Annotated in this window: 22 protein-coding genes; 8 read left to right on the top strand and 14 right to left on the bottom strand. The window is 66.2% G+C overall.

All coding sequences use genetic code 11. The features are described from left to right. The first annotated feature begins 32 nt into the window (after window positions 1–32). Together HAV18_RS09755 and HAV18_RS09760 are read left to right on the top strand one after the other, a co-directional pair. Entirely contained in the window at window positions 33–1,043 is a 1,011-nt protein-coding gene (locus tag HAV18_RS09755) for a GlxA family transcriptional regulator (RefSeq protein WP_166955072.1), read from the top strand. Window positions 1,044–1,426: 383 nt separating this feature from the next. Continuing rightward, the gene (locus HAV18_RS09760; RefSeq protein ID WP_166955074.1) at window positions 1,427–2,959 is read left to right on the top strand and encodes an amino acid permease; all 1,533 of its coding nucleotides are present in this window, start codon (window positions 1,427–1,429) and stop codon (window positions 2,957–2,959) included. A 250-nt stretch (window positions 2,960–3,209) separates the two neighbouring features. On the opposite strand, the gene HAV18_RS09765 is transcribed toward HAV18_RS09760, so the two are convergent. Further along, window positions 3,210–3,479 carry a DUF4148 domain-containing protein gene (locus HAV18_RS09765; RefSeq protein WP_166955076.1) on the bottom strand — a complete coding sequence of 90 codons (270 nt, stop codon included), beginning with the start codon at window positions 3,477–3,479 and terminating at the stop codon, window positions 3,210–3,212. 569 nt (window positions 3,480–4,048) lie between these two features. Between HAV18_RS09765 and HAV18_RS09770 the strand changes: the two genes are divergently transcribed. Continuing rightward, window positions 4,049–5,131, top strand: coding sequence for a LuxR C-terminal-related transcriptional regulator (locus tag HAV18_RS09770; protein WP_166955078.1), 1,083 nt, complete (start codon window positions 4,049–4,051; stop codon window positions 5,129–5,131). 47 nt (window positions 5,132–5,178) lie between these two features. Here HAV18_RS09770 and HAV18_RS09775 read toward each other — a convergent pair whose 3' ends face one another. Both HAV18_RS09775 and HAV18_RS09780 read right to left on the bottom strand, forming a co-directional pair. Further along, window positions 5,179–5,958: an SDR family NAD(P)-dependent oxidoreductase gene (locus HAV18_RS09775; RefSeq protein ID WP_208101895.1), complete on the bottom strand. Its 780-nt coding sequence runs from the start codon at window positions 5,956–5,958 to the stop codon at window positions 5,179–5,181. A gap of 33 nt (window positions 5,959–5,991) precedes the next feature. Beyond that, window positions 5,992–7,239, bottom strand: coding sequence for a D-arabinono-1,4-lactone oxidase (locus HAV18_RS09780; RefSeq protein ID WP_166955080.1), 1,248 nt, complete (start codon window positions 7,237–7,239; stop codon window positions 5,992–5,994). Between the two features lie 390 nt (window positions 7,240–7,629). Between HAV18_RS09780 and HAV18_RS09785 the strand changes: the two genes are divergently transcribed. Continuing rightward, window positions 7,630–8,634 carry a helix-turn-helix domain-containing protein gene (locus HAV18_RS09785; RefSeq protein ID WP_166955082.1) on the top strand — a complete coding sequence of 335 codons (1,005 nt, stop codon included), beginning with the start codon at window positions 7,630–7,632 and terminating at the stop codon, window positions 8,632–8,634. Window positions 8,635–8,724: 90 nt separating this feature from the next. Here HAV18_RS09785 and HAV18_RS09790 read toward each other — a convergent pair whose 3' ends face one another. Next, window positions 8,725–9,486, bottom strand: coding sequence for a TetR/AcrR family transcriptional regulator (locus HAV18_RS09790; protein WP_166955084.1), 762 nt, complete (start codon window positions 9,484–9,486; stop codon window positions 8,725–8,727). A gap of 22 nt (window positions 9,487–9,508) precedes the next feature. Between HAV18_RS09790 and HAV18_RS09795 the strand changes: the two genes are divergently transcribed. Together HAV18_RS09795 and HAV18_RS09800 are read left to right on the top strand one after the other, a co-directional pair. Then, window positions 9,509–10,102 carry a DUF4336 domain-containing protein gene (locus HAV18_RS09795; protein ID WP_243771591.1) on the top strand — a complete coding sequence of 198 codons (594 nt, stop codon included), beginning with the start codon at window positions 9,509–9,511 and terminating at the stop codon, window positions 10,100–10,102. A 41-nt stretch (window positions 10,103–10,143) separates the two neighbouring features. After that, on the top strand, window positions 10,144–11,766 hold the full coding sequence (locus HAV18_RS09800) for a DUF2306 domain-containing protein (RefSeq protein WP_166955088.1): 1,623 nt from the start codon (window positions 10,144–10,146) through the stop codon (window positions 11,764–11,766). A 127-nt stretch (window positions 11,767–11,893) separates the two neighbouring features. On the opposite strand, the gene HAV18_RS09805 is transcribed toward HAV18_RS09800, so the two are convergent. The 10 genes from HAV18_RS09805 to HAV18_RS09850 all read right to left on the bottom strand — a co-directional run bounded on the left by HAV18_RS09805 (window position 11,894) and on the right by HAV18_RS09850 (window position 22,247). Then, window positions 11,894–12,325, bottom strand: a complete 432-nt coding sequence (locus tag HAV18_RS09805; RefSeq protein ID WP_166955090.1) for a 2-oxoglutarate dehydrogenase — start codon at window positions 12,323–12,325, stop codon at window positions 11,894–11,896. Window positions 12,326–12,366: 41 nt separating this feature from the next. After that, a complete protein-coding gene (locus tag HAV18_RS09810) occupies window positions 12,367–14,214 on the bottom strand; it encodes a S10 family serine carboxypeptidase-like protein (protein ID WP_166955092.1) in 1,848 nt (615 codons plus the stop codon). A 717-nt stretch (window positions 14,215–14,931) separates the two neighbouring features. Beyond that, the gene (locus HAV18_RS09815) at window positions 14,932–16,746 is read right to left on the bottom strand and encodes an ExeM/NucH family extracellular endonuclease (RefSeq protein WP_166955094.1); all 1,815 of its coding nucleotides are present in this window, start codon (window positions 16,744–16,746) and stop codon (window positions 14,932–14,934) included. 221 nt (window positions 16,747–16,967) lie between these two features. Next, window positions 16,968–17,909: a CopD family protein gene (locus HAV18_RS09820; RefSeq protein ID WP_166955096.1), complete on the bottom strand. Its 942-nt coding sequence runs from the start codon at window positions 17,907–17,909 to the stop codon at window positions 16,968–16,970. Further along, window positions 17,906–18,286 (bottom strand): copper homeostasis periplasmic binding protein CopC, encoded by a 381-nt coding sequence (gene copC, locus HAV18_RS09825; protein ID WP_166955098.1) that lies wholly within the window; start codon window positions 18,284–18,286, stop codon window positions 17,906–17,908. Before copC ends, HAV18_RS09820 begins: the two co-directional genes overlap by 4 nt. A 14-nt stretch (window positions 18,287–18,300) precedes the next feature. Then, the gene (locus HAV18_RS09830; RefSeq protein WP_166955100.1) at window positions 18,301–18,648 is read right to left on the bottom strand and encodes a copper-binding protein; all 348 of its coding nucleotides are present in this window, start codon (window positions 18,646–18,648) and stop codon (window positions 18,301–18,303) included. 68 nt (window positions 18,649–18,716) lie between these two features. Beyond that, window positions 18,717–20,012 (bottom strand): multicopper oxidase family protein, encoded by a 1,296-nt coding sequence (locus HAV18_RS09835; protein ID WP_166955101.1) that lies wholly within the window; start codon window positions 20,010–20,012, stop codon window positions 18,717–18,719. Between the two features lies 1 nt (window position 20,013). Beyond that, complete coding sequence (locus HAV18_RS09840) at window positions 20,014–21,510, bottom strand: TolC family protein (RefSeq protein WP_166955103.1); 1,497 nt, start codon at window positions 21,508–21,510, stop codon at window positions 20,014–20,016. Beyond that, entirely contained in the window at window positions 21,507–21,785 is a 279-nt protein-coding gene (locus tag HAV18_RS09845; RefSeq protein ID WP_166955105.1) for a hypothetical protein, read from the bottom strand. The genes HAV18_RS09840 and HAV18_RS09845 overlap by 4 nt, the downstream gene beginning before the upstream one ends. A 90-nt stretch (window positions 21,786–21,875) precedes the next feature. Then, entirely contained in the window at window positions 21,876–22,247 is a 372-nt protein-coding gene (locus HAV18_RS09850) for a hypothetical protein (protein WP_347814743.1), read from the bottom strand. Window positions 22,248–22,542: 295 nt separating this feature from the next. Here HAV18_RS09850 and HAV18_RS09855 point away from each other — a divergent pair, with 295 nt between their 5' ends. Both HAV18_RS09855 and HAV18_RS09860 read left to right on the top strand, forming a co-directional pair. Beyond that, window positions 22,543–23,214: a heavy metal response regulator transcription factor gene (locus tag HAV18_RS09855; protein WP_166955107.1), complete on the top strand. Its 672-nt coding sequence runs from the start codon at window positions 22,543–22,545 to the stop codon at window positions 23,212–23,214. Beyond that, the gene (locus HAV18_RS09860; protein WP_166955109.1) at window positions 23,211–24,629 is read left to right on the top strand and encodes a heavy metal sensor histidine kinase; all 1,419 of its coding nucleotides are present in this window, start codon (window positions 23,211–23,213) and stop codon (window positions 24,627–24,629) included. Before HAV18_RS09855 ends, HAV18_RS09860 begins: the two co-directional genes overlap by 4 nt. Window positions 24,630–24,700: the final 71 nt, after the last annotated feature.

The raw sequence follows: 24,700 nt of genomic DNA on the forward strand, positions 1-24,700 counted from the left end.
GTCACAAGGACAACTCCACCGCACTTTCCGCCATGTCCCAGTCAACCTGTTCGGCACGCGACATCGTTGTCGTCGGCTTCGAAGGCGTCCAGTCGCTCGACATCACGGGCCCGATGGAAGTGTTCGCGGTCGCGAACCGCCACCTTCCCGTCCACGCGGTGCCGTACCGGCTCACGCTCGCGTCGCAACACGGGGGCGACATCGTCACGCACGCGGGCCTGCGCCTTGCCGGTACGGCCGCGCTGGCGGCACTGCCGGGACGGATCGACACGATCGTCGTCGGCGGCGGCGATGAAGCGGCGCTGCGACACGCCGCGTCGGAAGCCGGCGTGCTGCCGTGGCTGCGCGCACGCATCGCCAACACGCGGCGAATCGCGAGCATCTGCACGGGGGCGTTCGTGCTCGCCGCGGGCGGATGGCTGGACGGCAAGCGCGCGACCACGCACTGGAACCAGTGTTCGACGCTGCAAGCACTCTGCCCCGACGCGCGGATCGAACCGGACGCGATCTACGTGAGCGATCCGCCGTTTCATACGTCGGCCGGCGTAACGGCCGGCATCGATCTGTGTCTTGCACTCGTCGAGGCGGACTGCGGTGCGCCGACCGCGCTCGCGGTCGCACGCGAACTCGTGCTGTTCGTGCACCGTCCCGGCGGACAGGCGCAGTTCAGTGTCGGGCTCGATATCCAGGCCAACGCGACGCCGCGCATGCGGACGCTGCTCACCGGGATCGCCGACGATCCGACCGGCGATCTCGGCGTCGCCGCGCTGGCCGCACGGATGCACATGAGCGAACGCACGTTTGCACGCAACTTCCTCAAGGAAACCGGGCGATCGCCCGCGCAGTTCGTCCTGGCGGCACGCGTCGAGCGCGCGAAGGCGCTGCTCGAGCGGGCCGACTGGCCGCTCGAACGCATCGCCGAGCGGTCAGGGTTCGGCAGCGTCGACGCGTTGCAGCGCGCGTTCGCGAAGCAGGTCGGCGTTTCGCCGCGCGACTATCGCGCACGCTTCGGCGTACAACCCGACAGGCCGCAGATCGCGTAGGTCGCCAGCCGGCCGGCCACGCAGACGGATCGCCCGCCGTTGACGCAACCCGCCGCCACGCGGGCTCGCGTGTCACCGTTCGCGCGTCAACGTTCGCGCGTCAACGTTCGCGCTTCCCGCGACCGCCGCCGCCCCAAGCCCCCAGCCCCCAGCCCGACGCCCACCGCCCTCGAATGGTGCATCCCTCCGGATTTTCACTACGTTGCCGAAATCTGATAGAGCCGGGAGATTTGATTTCATACCGTTCACGCATCGGACTGGAAAGCGATTGCCGCTCGACCCCGGCATCGCGAGCCGCCGACGAATCCCAGGAGCGGGCCGGATTGCACGGCCCGGGCGGCGATGACGGTCCTGCCACGCAGGACATTCGTGACGGAGCGACCATGGATGCAAAATTCCAGCCTGATTCAGGCACCGACAGTGACGTAAGCCTGCTGCACAAGATGGGCTATGCGCAGGAACTGTCGAGACGTATGAGCGGTTTCTCGAACTTCGCCGTGTCGTTTTCGGTGATCTGCATCCTGTCGGGCGGCATTACCGCGTTCCAGCTCGCGTTTTCCGCCACCGGCGGCGCGTCGGTCGGCCTCGGCTGGCCATTGGGCTCGCTGTTCGCGCTGATCGTCGCCGTGTCGATGTCGCAAATCGCGTCCGCGTTTCCGACGGCCGGCGGCCTCTATCACTGGGGCGCGATCCTCGGCGGCAAGAAGTGGGGGTGGATGACGGCGTGGCTCAACCTGATCGGGCTCATCTTCGTGATCGCCGCGATCAATTTCGGCACCTACGACCCGTTCTTCAAGACGCTGATCGCGCCGATGTTCGGTGTCAGTCCGGACAGCCTGACCTGGTGGCACCAGACAGGGTTCATCGCGTTCATCACGATCTCGCAGGCGATCCTGAATGCACGCGGCATCAAGATCGCGAGCAAGATCACCGACCTGTCGGGCTACCTCATTTTCGTGGTGACGATCGCGCTGGTGGTGTCGCTGCTCTACTACTCGCCGGTCGCATTCGATGTGCATCGGCTGGTGACGTTCACCAACTTCACCGGCGTCGATGGCGGTGCATGGCCGAAGCAGGCCACGCCGCTCGCGTTCCTGTCCGGCCTGCTGCTCGTGACCTACACGATCACCGGCTTCGATGCTTCCGCCCACACGTCCGAAGAGACGCATGACGCGGCCAGGAACGTGCCGCGCGGCATCATCGGCTCGGTGTTCTGGTCCGCGGTGTTCGGCTACGTGATGGTGTGCGCGTTCGTGCTGGTGATGCCCGACCTGACCGCCAGCATGAAGCAGGGCACGGGCTTCTTCGAAGCGATCCTCGCGCCGATTCCGAAGACGCTGCGCGTCAGCCTGGAACTCGCGATGTTCTTCATCAACTACGTGTGCGGGCTCGCGGCGATCATGTCGACGTCGCGGATGGTGTATGCATTCGCGCGCGACGGCGGGCTGCCGGCATCGAAGCTGCTGCGCAGCGTAAGCCCGGCCCACCGGACGCCCGGGCCCGCGATCTGGACGTGTGCGGTGCTCGCGATCGTCGTCACGCTGTACGGCGACGCGTTCTCGGTGCTGAGCGCCGGCAGCGCGGTGTTCCTGTTCATCTCATATGCGATGCCGATTGGCTCCGGGATGCTGGCCGAAGGCCGTACGTGGACCGACAAGGGCCCGTTTCAACTGGGGATCTGGTCGAAGCCGTGTGCGTTGCTCGCGCTGGTCGGCGCCTGTGTGCTCGCGTATGTCGGCATCCAGCCGCCGAACGAGAAGGTGCTGTACGTGCTGGTCGGTTTCGTCGCGGTGCTGATGGTGATCTGGTACGGCTTCGGCGTGCGCAACTCGTTCGCGGGGCCGCCGGTGCTGAAGGACACGCGCAATCTCGATCGCATCCGCGAACTCGAGGCGAACGTCGATCCGTCTGTCTGAAGCATCATCAGGCACACTGAAAAACCGACTCGCTGGCTTGATGCCGCGAGTCGGTTTCTTTCGACATCGATGCGGAACGACCTCGATCCGGCAATCCAACGCTTCGGGCCGTCGATCACTCGCCTGACGGCCATGGCCGTGATCGTCGCGAGGGTCGCGTTGCCGCTCACAAAAGTCCTCGCATGCAACCCCGGCACCAACCACGCGGCCACCGATGGTCCGGGCGGCCGCGCCGGTTCGTCACACGCCCCTATTGCCCGCCGCCGTAGAACTGATTCATCCGCTCGAGCTCGCCCGACTTCCGCGCGCGCATCAGTTCCTCCTTCACCTGAGCGCGCGTGATCACTGCGGGGCCGCCCGCCTGCGACCCGGCACTGGGCATGGAGCCTACTGCGGTGGCGCTGATCGCGGCATCCGAGGGTGTGCCGGGGCTCTCGTCGGCTCCGCCGTCCGCACGGGCAAGCCCGGCCGCACCCAGCACGCACACGGCGGCCAGCGCCGCCTTATAAACCGTCTTCATCGTGGCACCTCATATGAAAAGACATTGCGACTCGTGCGCGCGAACGGAGCCGGGATCCGGCCGTCCGCGCGATTCGACACACCTCGCCGATGCGACAACGTCGGCCCTGCTGACGGCATGCGCCGCGCCTCGCGAATCGCGAGCATTCCACTGCGTCGCGCCAGCCATCGTCGGCTTCGCACGTTCGAGGTTCCATCGAGCGACCTTCGCGTCCTCCAGTGACTTCCCCCGGGCCAGCGCATTCGCATCCGAATGCGCGATATTGCCTCGCTGCGGCCTCGTGCATGCGTTTGCCTGCGCATCGTGCCGCAACGCGGATCGAACGTGCCTGCAGCGCTCCCGCGACCGGGCGGATCTCGCGCTTCGAGCCACTGCGCACCAGGCAGGGCAACCAGCAGGAATGGATTAATGATAGAAATCAGCCCGCCGGTTTAACGCCCCCTGACGAGGGGGCAATTGTGGAATTCGTCGACTTGCCGACCTAGACTGGACACCGTAGGCGCAAGGCTCGGGCGGCCCGCGTTGCGCCGCCGTCGCATGCAAGCCCGTCGCAGGTCAAGGGATGCACCATGTCCGACAAATATGTCGCGCTAGCGGGCCACATCCGGCGACTGTGTTCGTTTGGCATCGAACCGCGCCTTGTCATTCCTCATGTGGTTGAAGCGACGCGGCGCATCGTGGGCGCCGATTGGGGCATGTTCTTCTATACCGACGAGCACTACGCCGTGTCGGACGTATACAGCGAAAACGACGCCGTCTATCAAGTCCTGCCCACCTACTTTGCCGACGTCCACAACACCGAAAAACAGGAAGTGCTCGGGCTCACGTTCTCGGATGCGATGCGCCGCGGCCGCGGATTCGAAAACAGCGCCCGTTACGACGCAGCACTGCTGGAAAGTGCAATGTATGCGGAGCTGTGGCGGCCGGTCGGCATGCGACATTGTCTCGAGTTGACGGCGACCGATGGCACCCGTGGCTGGGGAAGCCTGAAATTGTGCCGCGCGCCCGGCAGTCGCCCGTTCTCGGAAAAAAATCATCGGGACATCGCGCCCTTCGCGCGACATATCGCGCATGCGCTTTCGTGCCCGAACCATCAGCCACTGCGCGAAGCGGAAGGCAGCCAGTCGGCGATCATGGTCATCGACAACACCGGGAAGCTCCTGCTGCAGAGCGAGGACAGCACCAGAATGCTGGCGCTCGCATCCGGCGAACCGCTTGCGTTCTATCGTCGCGACTGCTTTCCGAACTGGCTTGCGCCGCTGCTGACGAATGTCAATCGCATCTGGTGCGGCCTCCCGGTGGCACCCGCCACAATGGAACGCCGCAATGCGGCCGGCCGCTTCCAGTTCAAGGCGTATCGCTTTGCGCACGCGAGCGCAATGCACTGCGAACAGGCGATCGTGATCTACATCGAGCATTTCCTCCCGCACGAACTGGAAATCGAACGTCTCGGTTTCGAGTTCGGTCTGACGGAACGGCAACGGCAGCTCTGCTCGCTACTCGTCCTCGGCCACTCGCAAACCGCAATAGCGCGCTGCCTCGCGCTGCGCGACAGCACCGTCGTCGATCACGTGCGAAAGATCTACCGCAAGCTCAACGTCCACAACCACGACGAATTGCGCAGCGTCTTTCGCCTTGGCCAGCACGATTAGCGTCGCATGTCGCGTAGCGTCGAAGCCGAACCCGCGAACCTCGCAGATCAGACGGCCGAGAAACAGTTGTCGACGAACAGATGGGTGCCGTTGACGAAACTCGACTCGTCGGAAGCGAGGAACAGCGCGGCCGCCGCGACTTCCGACGGCTCGCACAGCCGGCCTTGCTGAATCGCGATCGCCGCTTCGGTCGCATCGACACCCATCGCCTGCAGATCCTTGAGTTCGCGCATCCCGTGCGGCGTGCGGATGAACCCCGGCGCGAGCGCGTTGCAACGAATGCCGCGATCGCGATACTCGACCGCAATCGCCCGCGCGAACATGTGGCATGCGCCCTTGGTCGCGTCGTACAGCACCTCGCCCGGCGTCGCGCAGACCGCGGAAATCGACGACGTGCAGACGATGCTGCCGCGCCCCTTCTCCAGCATCTGCGGCAGCACCGCCTGCGTCATCAGGAACATGCTCTTCACGTTCACGCCCATCAGCCAGTCCCATTCCGACTCCTCGATGTCGAGGAACGGTTTGACGATCAGCGTGCCGGCATGATTGAACAGGATGTCCGCGTTGCCGTACTGCTGCCGCGCCGCGTCGACGGCCTGCCGCACCTCCGCCTGCTTCGACACGTCGGCGCCGAGGCCGATCGCCAGCAGCCCCGCATCGCGCAGCCGGGACGCGAGCGTTTCGGCTGCGTCGCCGTCGCGGTCGATGATCGCGACCTTCGCGCCCTGTGCGGCGAACAGTTCGGACGCCGCGCCGCCGCAGCCACCGGCGCCGCCGCTCACGATGGCGACCTTGCCGGCCAGGCGGCCGTCAATCTTGACATTCATGTGTCGTTCTCCAGTCTGGTTCGTTCGGTCTGCTTAACTGAACAGCGTCCGCAGGTGATCGTTGAGGAAATAGCCTTCGGGGTCCACACTGCGGCGCAATGCGCGGAACGCTTCGGCCTTGGGGAACCAGCGGTCCACGTCGTCGCGGTTCGTGAAATGCAGCTTGCCCCAGTGCGGACGCGAGCCGTAGTCGCGCAGGATCGTGTCGACGTCCTTCAGGAACGGCCAGTAGTCGACGCCGTTCGGGCCGCCCGAGCATGAAATGGTGACGCTGTCCTGGTGGTTGAACGGGCTGATCCACGCCGGATCGCCCTTCGTGAAGCGGTACTCGACCGGGAAAATGCAGTCGCGGTGTTTCGTGAGGATGAGGTCGCGCACCCGGCGCAGCGCTTCCTTGCCGTGTTGCGCGGGCACCGCGTACTCGAGTTCGTGGAAGTTCGGCACGTAGTGGATCGCGTACACCTCGGAGCTGTACGCGATCTTCTCGTGCTCGCCTTCGTAGAAGGTGCGTTCGTCGGTGACATCCATCACCTTGATCTCGCACACGTCGTAGTCCTTCTTCGAGTTCGACACCTTGCCGGTGTCGGGCAGGCAGTAGAGATCGCGGCTGGCGGACGTCGGGCACCAGAAGAAGCCGAAATGCCGATGCTTCGCGGCCAGCTCGTCGTACTGCTCCATCAACGCTTCGAAGTCCTCGCGCCACACGCGGTCGTGCAGCCAGAACGCATCGGTCACCTGCAGCGTCAGCTCCGACACCACGCCGAACATCCCGATGTTCACCTGGGTCGCGTGCAGCAGGTCGAGGTCCTGCCGGTCGCTCACTGTCATGATCGAGCCGTCGGGCCGCACGATGCGCATCCCGACGACCTGCGACGACAGGTTGGCGAGCGTCGTCCCGGTGCCGTGCGTGCCGGTGGCGAGCGCGCCGGCGATCGCCTGCGAATCGATGTCGCCCTGGTTGACGAGCGACAGGCCGACCTCCTTCAGGTGGCGCGTCACCGCATTCAGTTTGGTACCGGCCTTCACCGTCACGCGCTTGCGGCCCTGATCGACATCCACGATGCCCTGGTAATCCTGCAGCGACAGCAGCAGGCCGCTCGTCGCGACGACGGGCGTAAACGAGTGCCCCGACCCCGAGCACCGGACATGCTTGCCTTGCCGCGTCGCGGTGTGCACCAGCTCCGCGATCTCGGCCTCGCTGGCCGGCGACGCCAGGTGCGCGGCCACGCACGACTGATTGCCGACCCAGTTTCTCCAGAATCCGCCACGGGGAAGTTCCATCAACGTCTCTCCAGATAGGCACCACGGTGCGTTGTCGGCATGGCTCGGCGGGTTGGCGGATGGCGGATGGCGGATGGCCGCCCCACCGCCCCCCCGCCCCACCGCCCTGCCGAGCCGCTCGGTAAAACACGACGCGCGCGGGTACGCCTCTTTCAGGTCCGCTCAGGCGCCCGGCAGCGCGCGCATGCCGGCGGGCGGCTGGTCCTCGTTCGCGTGCCGGGGGACGTCCCCGGGCGCCCGGCCGTTGCATCGTATTCATGCCAAAGGTAGGGTGCCGAAACGCTTTCCACTATCGGATTTCGGCAAGCGAGGGTTTCCACGAGGCGGCGCTTTTTGACCGGCCCGCCGTGCGGCTACAATGATTCGACCCGGCCCACTCCTCCCGCCCCGATGACGCCGTCTGCCCACCCGAGCGATTTCTCTGGCGCCCCGCTGTTCGCGCGAACGGTGGCGTTCTGCGCGTTCACCGACGTGGAGGAACAGGCGCGCTCGTTCGAAGGCTGGGACCTGAATTACACGCAGATCTCGGGCGGCCTGTTTCACGGCTCGTCATCGATCGTGTCGCTGGGCGGCATCAAGCTGCTGGTCGAGGATCTCGACAAGGTCATCCTGCAGCGCGGCGCGGTGCCGTCGGACCGGATCGCCGTGGCCGTGCCGCTGGAGCTGGAAGGCCATGCGCGCATGTGCGGCGAGAAGAGCGGGCGCGACAGCCTGCACGTGTTCTCGAGCCTGCCGGAATTCGAGTTCTACTCGCCCGACCGGCACCTGCTCGTGAACGTCGAAATCGAACCCGGCAAGCTGTCGACCGAGGCGATGCGCACGGTTGCCGCGTCGCTGCGCGCACGCCCCCTCGCGCCGCTGATTCCGATGGCCACCTATGTCGCGGACAACCTGCGCGACCTGCTGCGCCGGACACTGGCCGCCGCGGCGAAAAGTACCGCCATCGCAGACGTGACGACGCAGGACCGGATCGAACTGCTGGAGCGCACCGTGCTGTACGCGATCTCCGAGGTGCTGACGGCCACCGCGCCCGAGGCCGGCGCGCAAGCCGCGCGCCCGACGAAGCACTGGTCGCTCGTCAACGCCGTGCAGGAGCGGCTGCAGGATGCGTCGACCTGCCCGCTGTCGATCGCCGAACTGTGCGTGCAGCTCGGCATCAGCCGGCGTACCGCGCAGTACGCGTTCCACGAAGCGCTCAACCTGAATCCCATCGCGTACCTGCGAGCCGTCCGCCTGAATCACGCACGCCGCGAGCTGCGGCTCGGCGAATCCGTGACGTCCGCCGCCACCAAATGGGGCTTCTGGCACCTGAGCAGCTTCGCGCAGGACTATCGCGCGATGTTCGGCGAATTGCCGTCGGCCACGGCTCGACGCTACGCGCGCCACGCCATCTGAACGCCGGGTTGCGGTCCGGCGGCCGGCGCGCGGCCCGTTACGCCGCGTCCTGCTGTTCCTGCCGCGCCCGCCCGATCCACCCGATCCGCTCTACCCGCGACGCTCGACGGCCGGCAGCGCGTCCATCGAGAATGCGAGTGCGGATTCCGCCAGTGCCTCGATATCGGTTTCGTCGCCGTCCAGGTGACCGTCGATCCACAGCATCGCGAAACCGTGCACGAAGCTGCGCACCCCGACGCTGTACGTCCGTAGCTGTGCGTCATCGGCGAGCGGCCCGATCATTCGCCGGATCGCTTCCGCCGTCACGTCGCTGTTTTCGCGGCGGGCGCGCGCGAGTTCGCCGTTGTCCTGCTGCGGATCCGTGAAGCCGCCGAACATGAGCCGGAACAGTTCGGCGTGGGCGCGGGCGAACTTCACGTAGGCCAGGCCGCCGGCGCGAAACGCGTCGCGTGCCGACGCGCCGCGCGCGATCCCGGCGGCGAACGCGTCGACCTGCGCCTCGGTCAGGCGCCGGAACCCCTCGACCACCAGCGCCAGCAGCAGCGCATCCTTGTTGACGAAGTGGCGATAGACGGCGGAGTCCGACACGCCGAGTTGCGTCGCCAGATTCCGCACGCTCAATTCATGTGCGCTGGACTGCGCCAGCGTTGTCAGGGCCAGATCCAGCACGGCCTGCCGCAGATTGCCGTGGTGGTAGCTCGCCTTGCGATTCCGGGGGTTTTCACTCATTTGACAGTGTTCAATGTAACGGTCAACAATGTTTGCAACCCAAACATTGTCGGATCTGGCGATGTCTGCACTCGAATCCCTGGCGAAGGATATCTGGACGGTGTCGGCCGCCCATTCTTTCATAGGCCTGCACGTCGGCACGCGCATGACCGTCATCCGGCTGTCGTCGGGCCGGCTGTTGCTGCATTCGCCGGTGCCGCTGGACAGCCGGCTGCGCGCCGACCTCGACGCGCTCGGGGAAGTCGCGCATCTCGTCTGCCCGAACCTGTTTCACCACACCTATGCCGGCGAGGCCGCGGCTGCGTATCCGCATGCGGTGCTGCATGGCCCGGCCGCGCTGCACCGCAAACGCCGGGACCTGCACTTCGGCGCAGTGCTGACCGATACGCCGCATCCGGAGTGGCGAGGCGATCTGGAACTGCTGACGATCGAAGGCTGCCTGCTGGGCGAAACGGTGTTCTACCACCCGGCCACGCGCACGCTGATTGCCTGCGACCTGGTCGAGAACTTCCACCAGTCGCCGCACTGGCTGACCCGCCATTACCTGCGCATGGGCGGCCTCCTGGGCCACGTCGGCTGGCATCCGCTGCTGCGCGTGGTGTACCGGGATCGACGCGTGGCCCGCGCCTGCGTCGACAGGCTGCTGGAATGGCCGTTCGAGCGCGTCGCGCTGGCGCACGGCGATCCGCTGACCGAGCACGCGCACGACTCGGTCCGGCAAGGCATGGCATGGCTTTGAGTGCGTCGTCCACGACACGAACGAGACAGGGAGAAACAACAATGACACGACCGAATGCAATCGGAACCCCCGCGACAAGCGCGGCCCCGCCCGGCGAGGCCGCAAGCGGACGCCTGCGATCGTGGGCGACCGCGACGTTCCTGCTGTTCGCCGGGGTCACCATCCTGTACGGCCTGATCGCGATCGCCACCGGACAGGCCAATTTCGGCGCGATCTCCGGCGACAGCCTGCTGCATGCGCGCGAGCAACTGCGTGCGCTGTCGACGGCCGGCGGCAATCCGGCGTGGAGCCAGGTCCTCGGCACCGACGATCCGTTCATCTGGATCGCGGCCCGCTTGACGTCGGCGCGCCTCATGTTCGGAGAGAACGGCTTCTACGACACCGTGCTCTACTACGCGCAGATGTCGAAGGCCAACATCGTCATCCTGTCGCTGCACAACATCATGGGCGGCACGTGCATGCTGCTCGGCGCACTGCAGTTCTGGCCGGCGCTGCGCCGCGACCATCCGCGCTGGCATCGCACGGCCGGCGTGATCTACATGGTCTCGTCGCAGATCGCGATGATCGGCGCGATGACCTACATGGTGCGCACGCCCGTCGCGATGATGTACGACACGCTGACGTTCGCCACCGGCCTGTGGTTCCTCGCGCTGGGCGTGACGGCGTCGCTGTGGATGTCGATCTACCATCTGGTGCGCCGGGACATCGCGCAGCATCAGGCCTACATGGCGATCAATTACGGATTCCTGCTGACCGCGCCCTTCACGCGCATCGACTGGATCTGGGCCGGCATGGTCTATCCGGACGTCGACCAGAACACGTCGAACTTTGCGGCGGTGGCAGTGCTGATCGCGCAATGCATGCTGTTCGGCTATCTGCTGCTGTGCATGAACCGGTGGTTCCAGAAGGCCCGCCCGGCGGCGGCCCACGCGAAGCCGGCGCTGCCGCCCGCGTGGACGCAAGCCGCGGCCAGGATCGGCGTGCCCGTGCTGTCGGCACTCTGCATCGCCGGCCTCGTCATCGTGGCCGACCATTACCTGGTGGCGCCGGGGCTCGACCGGTTCGAAGCCGGCAAGCGCTGGATTCCCGCCGGCCTCGCCGCGTTCCAGAGCAGCGTGCTCGGTGCGGCGCCGGTCTCGCGGTGGATCTACGCGCTGAGCGCGATCGGCGTGTGCGCGCTGGCGCCGGCCCTGCTCCGCGCCGCCTTCGGCGGCAAGCCGCAACCGCAGCGGATGCGGCCGCTCGCCGCCGCGACGGCCGTGCTGAGCGCCGTGAACGGTGCCGCGTTGCTGTACTGGGGGCAGTTGCTGGGCAGCCCGACCGCGACGACGTCATCGGGCGGCACGCCGTTCCAGATGAACGGTTCGTTCGAACTGTTTTTCGCGGCGCTGCTGCTGTGGGGCGTGATGCGCGGGCGCGACGCGCTCGTCAAGGAATGGAGCCTGTTCTCGATCCTCTGCGTGCTGGCGCTGCCGAGCTTCTACGCGATCGTGCCGCTGGTCGGCTGGATCTATGTGCAGATCGGCGTGCCCGGCCTGCAGCACTACGTCGACATCACCAGCGTCTATCGCGTGGCCATCAGCATCGGCCTGATTCTCGCGATGCTGGCCGGCTCGATCCATGCCGTGTACGGCAGCGCGACGCAGGAGCGGTTCGCGCGATAGTCGCGCCGCCCCGTCGACACAGTCGTCGTTGCCCCGGAACGTCGCGTTCTCGGCAATGCCCGCATCCCGCCGTGTTCAACCGGCGGCCGGCGCGCATCGTGCACCGGCCGCCGCCCTGCCTGCTACGTCACTCGTCCTGCTGTTCCTGCTGCGCCTGCACCTGCCGTTGCTGGATGAACTGCCGCACATCGCTCATCGTCACACGGCCGGTGTGCTTCGCATCGATCTCGTCGAAGTGCTTCGACACGAAGCCCAGACCGCTGCTCTGCGCCTGCGCCTTCGTTACCGCCGCGCCGTTGCTCAGCACCGTATTGGCGCCGAGTCGCGCGTCGACGCGCTGCTGCGCCTGCTGCTGCAGCGTCGCGCCGGTCGACGGCAGCACCGGCGCCGCCCGCGTGGCAGGAAAGAACGGACCGTCGACACCGCGCCCGCCGTGCGGCAACTTCACGGGCGCCACCGACTGCGGCGGCAACGCGTAAGCACTGCTCATCACGGCACCGAGGACGATCAACGGAGACATACGCCGCATCAATTTGATTAGGGACATGATCACTCGCATTCAATGGATGAATAGAGGGTTCCTTTGACAAGGAGTCCCGCTCAAGGGGCCGCCGCCAGTGTCGTCGCGGCCGTCGCACCCGGGATGCTGCCGGTCGGTACGCTGGGCGGGTTTTCATCCGGCCACGGCGGCGGCAGCGTATGCAGCGTCAGTGCCGTCGGAATCCGCGCGCCCTTGTAGAACGTCTTCAGGTCCCGCTTCATCTGCGGACGGGCGACGTCGTCCAGGTAGATCATGTGACCGCCCTGGAAGAAGTTCACCTGCAGCTTCGGATTGAAGCCCTTCACCGTCTGCAGCCGCGCGAGTTGCTTCTCGGTGTTGAAGAACGGCGTCGCGAGATCGTGGAAGCCATTCTCCGCGAGGACACGAAGCTTCGGGTTGAGCTGCAGCGCACCGAGCAGATCGGGGATCGTGTCGGGCATCGGCTGGCCGTCGTGCGTGAAGTCCCAGACGCCGATGATGTTGTCGTTCAGCGGCAGGTAGGTCGCGTTCGGTGCGGTATAGCCGAGGTAATCCGGCATCTGCGTCGCGAGCGCGTTCGTGAACGGCTGCGAAATCAGGATGTCGGACGGGTCGCCGTCGTTCTGCAGCCGCGGATCGGAGTTCGGCAACGACACGCGTCCGTCATACCGGCCGATCGTCGTTCCGGGCAGCAGGCTCGTGCCGAACGGGTTCGCGTTGAAGTAGCCCTGCAGCGCCTGCAGCGTCAGGCTCGACGGTATCCCCCACAGCTTGAGCGTCGCATTGCTCGGGAACACCGGCGTGCCGAGCGCATCCGGAATGCCGAGCTGGCTCAACACCCACGACTGCGAATACTTCTGCAGCTGGTTGTAGATCAGCGTCGTGAACAGTTCCGTCTGCAGTGCGTACAGATCCTGGTTCACCGGTGCCGGCGAAACCTGGTTGAAGTACGCCGCGACCGCCGCATAGCCGGGCAGGTAACCGGCCACGGTATCGGTCTGGAGCAGCAGCCCCTCCGTCGACTGCGTGATCGCCACCGCTTCCACCGCATCCGCGAAGTAGTTCAGGATCGACGACTGCAGCACGATGCCCGTCAGGTGCACGCCGGCCGATTCGAGCGCCAGCGCGAGCATGTCGGTACGCGGCGTGCCGTACGATTCGCCGTACAGGTAGATCGGCGACGTGCTGCGGCTGTTGACGTTCAGGTAGCGCTGGATGAAGTCGCGCATGATGTTCACGTCCGCATCGGAACCCCAGTACTTCTGGTTGGTGTTCGGCAACACGGCTTCCGACAGCCCGGTTCCGGGCGGGTCGATGAACACGAGGTCGGTGGTGTCGATCAGGCTGTCGGCGTTATCGACGAGCGGATAGTTCGGCCAGTTGCTGCCGAACCCCGGATCGGGCGTGGCCACGCGGGTCGGCGCGAACGAGCCGAGCCGCAGCCAGATCGACGACGAGCCGGGGCCACCGTTATAGACGAACGTGACGGGGCGCGGCTTGCCGTTGGTGCTCGGCGCGGTGTACGCGACATACGACATCGACGCTTCCGCATTGCCGTTCGCGTCCTGCGCGGTCAGGTGGCCGGTGGTCGTCGTGTAGTTGACGGCCGTGCCGCCGTTTTTCCACTGGTAATGCATGACGGCCGCTTTCTCGGATACCTGCGCGGCGGCGAGGCCGTCGGTCGCATTCATCGAATAGGCGACCTGGTCGACGTAAGGCTGGTTGGCCGCCGGCGCCTGGTTGCTGGCCGCTTGTGCGCTGGCCTGCTGGCTGGCCGTGGTCTGCGCCAGGCTCGACGCGCCGACGGACGACGAATCGTCGCCGCCGCACGCTGCGAGCGCCAGTGTCATGGCGGTCAATGCGCCTAGCCCGGCCATCCGGCCGCGACGGGCACGGCGGCTACCGGTACAGCTCCTGTCTGGTTTCATCTCTGCCCTTTGATTTGGTTCGGATACCACTTCACAAAGGCCGCCTTCGCCGGCGAGACGCGCAGCAACACCCGCCACTCGCGCAAAGGCGGTTGGGATCGGACTGCTTCAAGAGACTGAACGTGATACAGACACAGCAAACTGCTGGCGAGAATCGTGCTTGAACCGCCCCCTGCAGTTTGGACTTCTTTTCTGATTACTTGAATTTACGACATCGACAAAATATGCGGTGCTGCGCCGCGTTGTCAAAGATCATTCGGATATTAAAAATCCCGCAATGATGCTAACGGCGGACAGTGTCTGGCAATTGAAAGAAAACAGGATTATTTGTGCATTGCGCGCCTCACCGGCAATAATCCGCCGAATATCCTGCTTTTATCGCACAACCAGGAATCCTTTCCCGAGTTGACGCAGCGCCTCGAAAGCCTTCAGATCGCCGGAATTTTTCTTTCATTTTAATTATCGGAGATCGATTAATGCGATATGACGGCATGTGCAGTCCATCATTCAATGATTCGATTCACTTCAACCATTCTTCAATCGATGCGCTTATCCGCATCGCGCCATCCATAAAATACCGATTACGTTAATTCGCGACGATTTCGGCGGAATTATTTACCCTTGCACCGGCCGGCCGTTCCGGAAGAAACGAGGCGCGGCGTGCAGCCTCGCCGCACGCCGCGCCTCACCCGCGTTCAATCCGCGTTCAACCCGCCATCAATGCCCGCCGCCCGGCAGCGCGATATCGATCAGCACCGGGTCGTGATCCGACGAACGATACGCATCCGGCGCGTAGAACGTCTTCTGCTGCTCCGCCGATTTGTAGGCGAGCGTGTACTGCAGCGCGAGCGGCTCGTCCGCGTTGATGTGCCATTCGTGCACGGCCTTCACGTGCGACGCGAGCGGCAGCGTCGCGAGCGCGTGATCGAGATAGCCGGCTTCGCCGTTGTACACGTAGCTGTACGCATTCGCGCCGATCCAGCGCGCGACGAGGTTGCGGTAGCCGCGCGATTCGAGCGTGCGGATCGGGTCTTCATACGTGTAGCTGTTGAAGTCGCCGATCAGCAGCACGCCCTGGCCCGCGACGCCCGTCGGGTTGCCGGCGAGCCAGTCGGCCACCTTCGCCGCCGCGCGCGTGCGCGTCGGGTTCCAGCAGCCCTGGCCGTCACCCTGGTCGAGATCGTCGTTCGCGGCGTCCGGGCAGTTCTTCGACTTCAGGTGGTTCACGGCCACCGTCAGCGACTGCTTGTTGCCACCAACCAGCCGGAACGACTGCGCGAGCGGCTGGCGGTTCTTGTCGTCGATCGCGAGCGTGGCCGCGCGGCCGACCGGTTCGACCTTGCGGCTGTCGTAGATCATCGCGACGGTGATCGCATCGCCGCCGAGGCGCGACACGCCCGGATCGACCACGCGCCAATTGTTGCCGAGCTTCGCCGCGAGCTGGCGCACCGCGCTCAGTTCTCCGTAGCCATTGTTCTGGATTTCCATCAGGCCGATCACGTCGGCGTCGATCGACTTCAGCGCGCTGACGATCTTCGCTTCCTGGCGCTGGAATTCCTGGAAGTTCTTTGCGCCGCGGTTGTTCGGATCGTCGAAGCCGCCGCCGAGACCGTTGCCGTTGAAGTAGTTGAGGACGTTGAACGACGCGACGCGCAGGTTCGATTTCGGATCGCGCGCGGGCGCGTTGGTGCGCGGGTTCGTGCGCGCTTCGAATGCCGGCACGGCCGCGCCGGGCAGCGGCTGCACGCGCCATGCGCCGTAACGCACCTCGAGCACGCCTTCGACGTCGCGCACCGTGTAGCCCGCACGCAGCGTATTCGCGGCCGACAGGCCCGGCGCCGGGTACGGCACGGTCGCGGGGTTCTGCTTGTTCGAGCCGTCGTCGAGGACGAGGCGGTTGCGTGCATTCGCATCGATCTGCGTCTGTGCCTGCGCGGGCGGCACGACGCTCGTCGGCGTGCGCAGGCGGCCGTTGCTGAGCATCACGCTGCCGTAGCGGCCGAGCTCGTAGTTGTCGGTCACGTTCAGCGTCTGCGGCAGGCGCACCAGCATCCCTTCATACGCGGCGAATGCGTTCGGGCTGTCGACCGGCAGCGTGAGCGTCGCGGGCGTGACGGTCTGGCCGTTCGCGCACACCGCGATCGCGCCCGACTGCGTGAGCTGCGTCTGCCCGTACTTCTCCTCGACCTTGCCCGTCACGTGCACGAGGTCGCCCGCTTTCGCCCGCACTTTCGGCGCGTAGACGAACAGGCCTTCGGACACGCCCGGCTGGTTGCGGCGCTGCGCGTCGGCCTGCTGGACGAAGAAGCCGCCGAAGCCGTCCGTGCCGCCGAAATCGGCGGTGACGACGGCTTCGATCGATACGTTCTGGCCGGCGAGCGGCGACGGCGCGCCCGGCCCCTGGATCTCGGCGATCGGCGTCGTGCTGCCGCCGCAGTTCGGGCTGACGGGCGCGGCGGTGGCGGCGAAAACCGGCGCGGCGAGCGTCGGGAGCAGCAATAGCGGGGTGATGAGGCGGATTGTCGAGCGCATGACGGGGAATCCCGGTTGTGAGGGTGGCGAAAGCTTAGCGGCGCTCAATGACAGTTTTTGGTAATCGACAGACAGGCTGATGTAATTGTCGTTATCGCGCTGCGATCGCCATCCAGTGCGCGTTTGTGCCTGAAAAAGCGGGGAAATCGTCTGACGAAAGTCCATTGTCCCAATGACGATCGCCCCGCGTGCCTTCGCCGCCGCGCCACCGCGGCGTCGCGCTACACCGTCCCCGGCAACGCACTCGACACGAGCACGGCCGCCACCATCAGCACGCCACCGAGCACAACCGCCTCGATCCGCAACACCGTGCCGAACCGTTTCAGCGAAACAGCCGGCATCGCGGCAGCCGGATCCTTCAGCGCCGCCAGCAACTTCGGCATCCCGAAGAAGCGGTTGTGTCCGCCGAGCGCCGCGGCGATCAGCACGAGCGAGAGCTTCAGCAGCAGGATCTGCCCGTACGTCGATGCGAACAGGTTGGCGGGTGTATCGACCCCGCGCCAGCCGTTGTACGCACCGGTCGCGAACAACACGATCAATGCGTAGGTCGACGCATCGGAAAGCGATTGCACGAACGATGCGCCGGTCGTGCGCTCGCTCGCGGGCATCGCGATGAGCCGCGGCATCACACCGAATACCGTCACGAGAACGAGCCCGACCCATGCGCTGATCGCCAGCAGATGCAACCAGTCGATCCACACCGGCACGCTGAACCAGCCCGCATCCACCGGATGCCCGCCATTGCTGCGCGCGAGCGCGACGCAGGCAAGCGCGGCCCAGATCGCGAACGGAATGCGCGTGTCGTTCGCGCGCCTGACGAACGACAGCAGCACGACGACGAGCATGAATACGGCTCCGGCCAGCCACGCATGACCGAACCCGGTGCCCGCGAGCATCGAGTGGACGGCCGGCCCCGCTTCGAGCAACGACACTTCGCTCATCAGCGCGCAGTGCGCCCAGAACGCGGTGACGCTCGCGGCCAGCGATACGACGGACGCGACGCGCAGCGTCGTGACGAGCCGCCGCCCGACGCCGTGCTGCCACGCCGACGCGCCACGCGCGAGCCAGTGGTTGCCGAGCAGCGCACCGACGACGACGGCGAACCCGGCGTTCTGGATCGCCACCGACACGAGCCGCAGGAGACCGACGAAGCCGTCGTTCACCCTTTCACCCTGAACGTATAGGTGCCCTTCGTGCGATGCGCATCGGCCGTCATCGCGGCCCACTGCACCGTGTACGCGCCGGGCACGAGCGTCGGCATCGCGACGGTCATCACGCGCGGGTTCGCCGCATCGACCTTCGCCTTGTCCCGCGTGACGGCGTTGCCGTTCGCATCCGACACCTTCACCGAGCTGAACGCCGGTTCGAGGTCTTCGTTGAAGGTGAGCCGCAGCGTGTCGGGCGCCGTGTCGACCGTGCTGCCCGTCGCCGGTGTAGCGCTTTCGAGCTTGCCGTGCGCCGAGGCCGCGACCGGTGCGGCCGCGAGGATCGCACCGGCCGCGGCGAACGCGGCCAGCCGCGCGAGTGTCGTGATCTTCATGTTCACGCTCCGCGTCACGGCTTCTTCAGTTCGACGACGGTCAGCGCGCCGTTCACCTCTTCCGCGACGAAGTCGATCTTGTCGCCGGTCTTGACCTGCGACAGCATCGCCGGGTCCTTCACCTTGAACACCATCGTCATCGCGTCCATCCCGAGGTTCTCCAGCGGGCCGTGCTTGATCGTCAGCTTGCCGACAGCCGTGTCGACCTTGCGGATTTCACCGTGCGACATGCGCTGCGCCGCGTCGGCGCCCTGCTTCGCGCCGCCGCCCATGTCCATGCCGGCCATGTCGCCGGCCGCGTACGACGCGGCGGAAAACGCCAGCGCGCAACCCGTTGCCATCAAAACCAGTCCCTTCTTCATCGTGTCGACTCCCGTGTGAGTGAAATGAAACCGGCGGCCGCATCGGTACGCCCGCCGCATGCTGCTGCTCAACCGTCCGGTAATTCGCCGGTGTATTCGTAGGCGACCGTGCCCTTCGGATGCCGGAACCAGCCTGGATCGCGATAGTCGTTGCGGCCAAGCCCCTGCCGCACCTTGCAGACCGTGAACATGCCGCCCATCTCCAGCGGCCCGAACGGGCCCGTGCCCGTCATCATCGGCAGCGTGTTGTCGGGCAGCGGCATCTCCATGCCGCCCATCGCCCCGCCCGTGCTGCCCATCGCCATGTAGTCGGGCACGAGCTTGCCGATCCGTTTCGCGAGATCCTTCTGCGGCACGCCGATCAGGTTCGGCACCTGGTGGCCCATCGCATTCATCGTGTGGTGCGACTTGTGGCAATGAAATGCCCAGTCGCCCGGGCGATCGGCGGTGAATTCGATCGCGCGCATCTGCCCCACCGCGACATCGGCCGTTACTTCCGGCCAGCGCGCCGTCGGTGGAATCCAGCCGCCGTCGGTGCCCGCGACTTCGAAGCTGTAGCCGTGCAGGTGGATCGGATGGTTCGTCATCGTCAGGTTGCCGAAACGAATCCGCACGCGGTCGCCCGCGCGCACCGGCAGCGGATCGATGCCCGGGAACACGCGCGAGTTGAACGTCCACATGTTGAAGTCCGTCATCTCGTTCACGCGCGGCGTGTAGCTGCCCGGATCGATGTCGTACGCGGCGAGCAGGAACACGAAGTCGCGATCGACCGGCATCGTGCCGCGATCCTTCGGGTGCACGATGAACATGCCCATCATCCCCATCGCCATCTGCACCATCTCGTCGGCGTGCGGGTGATACATGAACGTACCGTGCGCCTCGAGCTGGAACTCGTAGACGAAGGTCTTGCCGGGCGGGATATGCGGCTGCGTGAGGCCGCCGACGCCATCCATCCCGTTCGGCAGCCGCAGCCCGTGCCAGTGGATCGTCGTGTGCTCGGGCAGCCGGTTGGTCACGAAGATGCGCACCTTGTCGCCTTCGACAGCCTCGATCGTCGGGCCCGGCGACTGGCCGTTGTAGCCCCACAGGTTCGCGTTCATGCCGGGCGCCATCTCGCGCACGACGGGCTCGGCCGTCAGGTGGAATTCCTTCCAGCCGTTCTTCATGCGCCACGGCAGCGTCCAGCCGTTCAGCGTCGCGACGGGCGTGTACGGCCGGCCGTTCGGCGGCACGAGCGGCGGCTGCGTGGCGGTTTTCGCCATCGTGGGCGCTTCGGGCAACGACGCGGCGCCGGCCTTGCTGACCATCGCCGCACCCAGCAGTGCGGCGCCCGAGTTGCTGAGAAATTGTCGACGGGACACCATGTCAATGACCTTCCGGATGCGTTTGTGTCGGGGGCGCCGGTTGCGCCGCGGGGGTGGAAGCCGGCTGCGGCGCAGCGTCGGCGGTTGAAGCGGGTTCCGGCCGTGCAGAGGGCGTCGCGCGCGGCACGTCGCCCGGGGACGGCAGCCGGCCCCCGACGGCCATCTGCAGATCGGTTTCGGCGAGCCAGTAGTCCTTCAGCGCATCGATGTAGCCGTTGACCGCGCCGACCTGTTCGCGCGCATCGGCCAGCAGCTCGAACACGCTCGCGAGCATCCCGTTGTAGCGCAACATCAGCTCGTCCGAGATCGTCTTGCGCAGCGGCACGACTTCGTCGCGATAGTGCGTCGCGACGTCGTAGCTCGTCACGTAGGCCGCATACGATTCGCGCACCTCGGAACGCGCATCGATAGCCGTTTTCGCGAGCCGGTTCGCCGACTGCATGTAGACGGCCTCCGCTCGCGCGACCTTCGCGCCGCCCCAGTCGAACAGCGGAATCTCGACGCTGATCTCGAAGCCGTGCTCGTGACCCTTGCCGGTCTCGTAGTTGTTCACGTAGCCGAGATCGACCGCATTGACGAAGCGCGTGGCTTTACTCAGGCCAAGCGACGACGCAACGCCCTGCGTCTGCAATTTCGCGGCCTGGATGTCGAGGCGGTTGCTCATCGCGAAACGTTCGAGATCGGGCAGGTTCGGCCGCGCTTTCGGCAGGTCGGGCAAGCGCTCGGGCAGCGCGTACCGCGTGCGTTCGCCCCACAGGCCCATCGCACGCGTGAGCTTCTCGCGCGCGGCGACGGCCTGTTGGCGCGCCTTCGCATGCTGCGCGACCGCATCGGCATGGAACGCCTGTTCGCGCGCGTAATCGAGGCGGCTGAAGTTGCCGGCCTGCCGCATGCGCAGCGCAAGTTCGGCCGCCGCACTCGCGGCATCGCGCACCTGCTGCGCATAGTTCGCGGCCTGTTCGGCTGCGACGGCCTCGACATACGCGCGGCGCGCGTCGGCGGCCACCTTCAGCATCGCGTCGGCCGTTTCGAGTTTGGTCTGCTCGAAGCGGCGGCGTTCGATGTTCGTCGCGAGCGGCATCGTCAGCAGCGCGAACACGTTCGCCGAGAACGTGCGGCCGAGGGTCAGCTCGCCATCGCCGGCGCGTGTGCGGCTGAACGAGAAGCGCGGGTTCGGCAGCCGGCCGGCCTGCACGAGGTCGGCCTCCGACAGCCCGAGTTCCGCGTACGACGCCTGCAGGCCACGGTTGTTCAGCAGCGCGACCTGCACCGCGTCGTCGATCGACAACGGCTTTGCAAGCAGCTCCTTCGTGCGCGCGTCGACGGCTTCGCGGTCGGCGTCGGTCCTGACCACGACCGCGTCTTTTCCGATGCGCTCCGACGCAGCGGAAGACACCGCGTCGAAGCCACCGTCCTTCGAGAACGTCGTGCAGCCCGCGAAGAAGGCCAGCACGACCGCCGCCGCGCCGATCCTCGGCGATATCGCCAGCATCGTCATGGCGCGGCCCCCTCGTGCATCGAATGGGATCCGCCGCCAGTCGCCTGACCGGTCGGTCGTCCCTTCGCGGGCCGTTCCATCACGTCCCGGTTCAGCTGTTTCCAGCCCGGGCCTTCGTCGTCCCGATATGGCCGGTAGCCGTCGAATGCGGACGGCACGGTGACGTCCGGCACGGCCACGGTGGCATCCGCCGGATCGGGCAGCGGGGTTTGCGCAGGCGCGAGCGACGGCACGAGGGCCGCCGCGCCAAGCAGCGCTGCAGTAATCAATCGCATGAATGGGTCTCGTCGTGAGTCGTCCGGCGGCACGGATACCGCCGCCGGAGCGGATTGCAGAGCGCGGCCGTTCGGGGCCACGGGCAGGGTCTAGACGAGAAGCCGACGCGGCGGTCTGTCGATGCCGCCGGTCAGGAACGACACGACGACCGGGGTTGGAGCGGAAGAAACGATCGCGATGCCGATACCTGACGCAACGGACATCGCAGGAAGATCCGCCATGCCGGTGCCGAGGCAGCAGGACCCACACGCGGAGCACGGCTGTGCATGTCGCGCATGATCGTCGTGCGCGTGCCGATGCGGGTCACCCTGCGCGCTCGGCATTGCATGCGGCGCGGCCTCAACGGCACTTGCCCCGTCTTCCATGTGCGGCATGGCCACGACTGCGACCGCGCCAGCGCCCGCACATGCCATCGAAACAGTCGCGAACGACTGGATCGGCAGGCTCAGCGCCAGCAGCACGACGACGAGGAATGTGCGCCAGTACGACATGGATGCGGAATCAGGCAGGCAACGACCGGATGGGCCGGCGCAGCGCCGCGACGGCGTGCTCCGGGGACAAGACGGCCGCAGCTTATCGCCGCCGCGGTGACGACGACATGGTCGAAACATGACGGAATTTTCATGAAACCCTGTCGATGCGACGCACACGCTTCATGAAAATTCCGTCATCCGGCGGTCATCCTTCGCGCACGCACGGCGCCCTAAGCTCACGCGTTACACTGACCGGCTGGAATCACGGACAGCCTGCCTCACCATGCGGATACTGATAGTCGAAGACGAACCCAAGATGGCGTCCTACCTCCGGAAAGGGCTGATGGAGGCGAGCTACACGGTCGACGTCGCGGAAAACGGCAAGGACGGGCTGTTCCTCGCGCTGCACGAGGATTTCGATCTCGTCGTGCTCGACGTGATGCTGCCGGAAATGGATGGCTTCGAGGTGCTCAAGCGCCTGCGCGCGCAGAAGCAGACGCCCGTGCTGCTGCTCACGGCGCGCGAGGCGATCGAGGACAAGGTCGCCGGACTCGAACTGGGCGCCGACGATTACCTGCTCAAGCCGTTCGCGTATGCCGAGTTCCTCGCGCGCATCCGCTCGCTGCTGCGGCGCGCGCCGCGCAACGTGCGCGACATCCTGCATGTCGCCGATCTCGAAGTCGACCTGATCCGCCGCCGCGTGCGGCGCGCCGACACCCGCATCGACCTGACCGCGCAGGAATTCGCACTGCTGCAGCTGCTCGCCGAACGCGAAGGGGAAGTGCTGACGCGCACCTTCATCACGTCGCAGATCTGGGACATGAATTTCGACAGCGACACGAACGTCGTCGATGCGGCGATCAAGCGCCTGCGCGCGAAGATCGACAACGCCCATGAGAAGAAGCTGATCCACACGATCCGCGGAATGGGCTACGTGCTCGAGGATCGTTCGTGACGCGCAGCCCGGCCTCGTATTCGCTGCTGCGGCGCCTGACGCTGGCGTTCGCTGTCGTCGCCGCGCTCGTGTTCGCGCTGACCGGCGCGTACCTGTATCGCTCGCTGTCCGCCGAGCTGACGCGGCGCGACGATATCGAGATCTCCGGCAAGCTCAACCAGTTCCTGCAGCTTGCGCACGCGAGCGGCTCGGCTGCCGCGCTGCGCGCCGATCCGGCCGTGTTTCATGAAGTGCTGCTGTCGCATCCGGGCGTCTATCTCGGCATCTACGATGCGCGGAACCGGCCACTGGTCGAACATTCCGACGAGGCGGGCAACACACTCGTATCGGTCATCACTGCACCGCATCCGGCACGCAGCGCAGGCGGAAGCAGCAGCCCGTTCACCTGCTCACCACCCGGCATCGGCACGTCGCGCTGCGTCTATGCGCGCGCCACGCTGCCGTCCGGCGATGCGATCCAGGTCGCGCTTGCACGCACGGCGACCGATCGCCAGTCGTTGCTCGAAAGCTATCGCGTCGACATCTGGCTCGCGGCGGCCGTGGGTGCGCTGCTGGTCGGTGCACTCGGCTACGCGGTCGCATCGCGCGGCCTGCGCCCGGTCGAGAGCCTCGGCCGGCAGACGTCACGCATCGAGGCGCACAACCTGAACGCGCGGCTCGACGCGCGCGGCGGCCCCGTCGAGCTGCGTGAACTCGCGACGTCGGTCAACCGGATGCTCGACCGCCTCGAACGCGCGTTCGTGCGGCTGTCGCAGTTCTCGTCCGATCTCGCGCACGACATGCGCACGCCGCTCGCGAACGTGATCAGCGCATCGCAGGTCACGCTGTCGCGCGCGCGCACGACCGAAGAATACGAAGCGCTGATCGATTCGAACATCGAGGAATGCGAACGGCTGCAGCGGATGATCGAGAACATGCTGTTTCTCGCGCGCACCGACAATGCGCGACAGCACCTGAAAACCGCCGAGCTAGATGCGGGCAGCGAGTTGCGCCGGCTTGCGTCGTATTTCCAGGCGCTCGCCGACGAAGCCGGTGTGCGCATCGACGTGCGCGGCGAAGCGCCGGTCGTCGCGGACGCTACGCTGTTCCGCCGCGCGGTGAGCAATCTCGCGTCGAATGCGCTCGAACACGCGGAAGCCGCGTCGACGATCGAGCTGGCCGTTTCGGCGCAAGGGAATTACGCGATCGTCGAAGTCACGAATCGCGGCGCCGCGATTCCACCCGAGCAGGTCGAACGGATCTTCGAGCGCTTCTACCGCATCGATTCGTCGCGGCACGGCGCGGCGCGCAACGCGGGGCTCGGGCTCGCGATCGTGAAATCGATCATGGAGCTGCATCGCGGCAAGGTCGAGGTCGCGAGCCGCGACGGGCGCACGACGTTCGCGCTTTATTTTCCGCGCGGCGCCGAAGGGTAAGCCGCTCGCCGCGCATCGCCTGTCGCATTGCCTGTCGCATTGCCTGTCGCATTGCCTGTCGCATTGCCTGT

The sequence above is a fragment of the Burkholderia sp. D-99 genome, assembly GCF_011605345.1.
Lineage (GTDB): Bacteria > Pseudomonadota > Gammaproteobacteria > Burkholderiales > Burkholderiaceae > Burkholderia.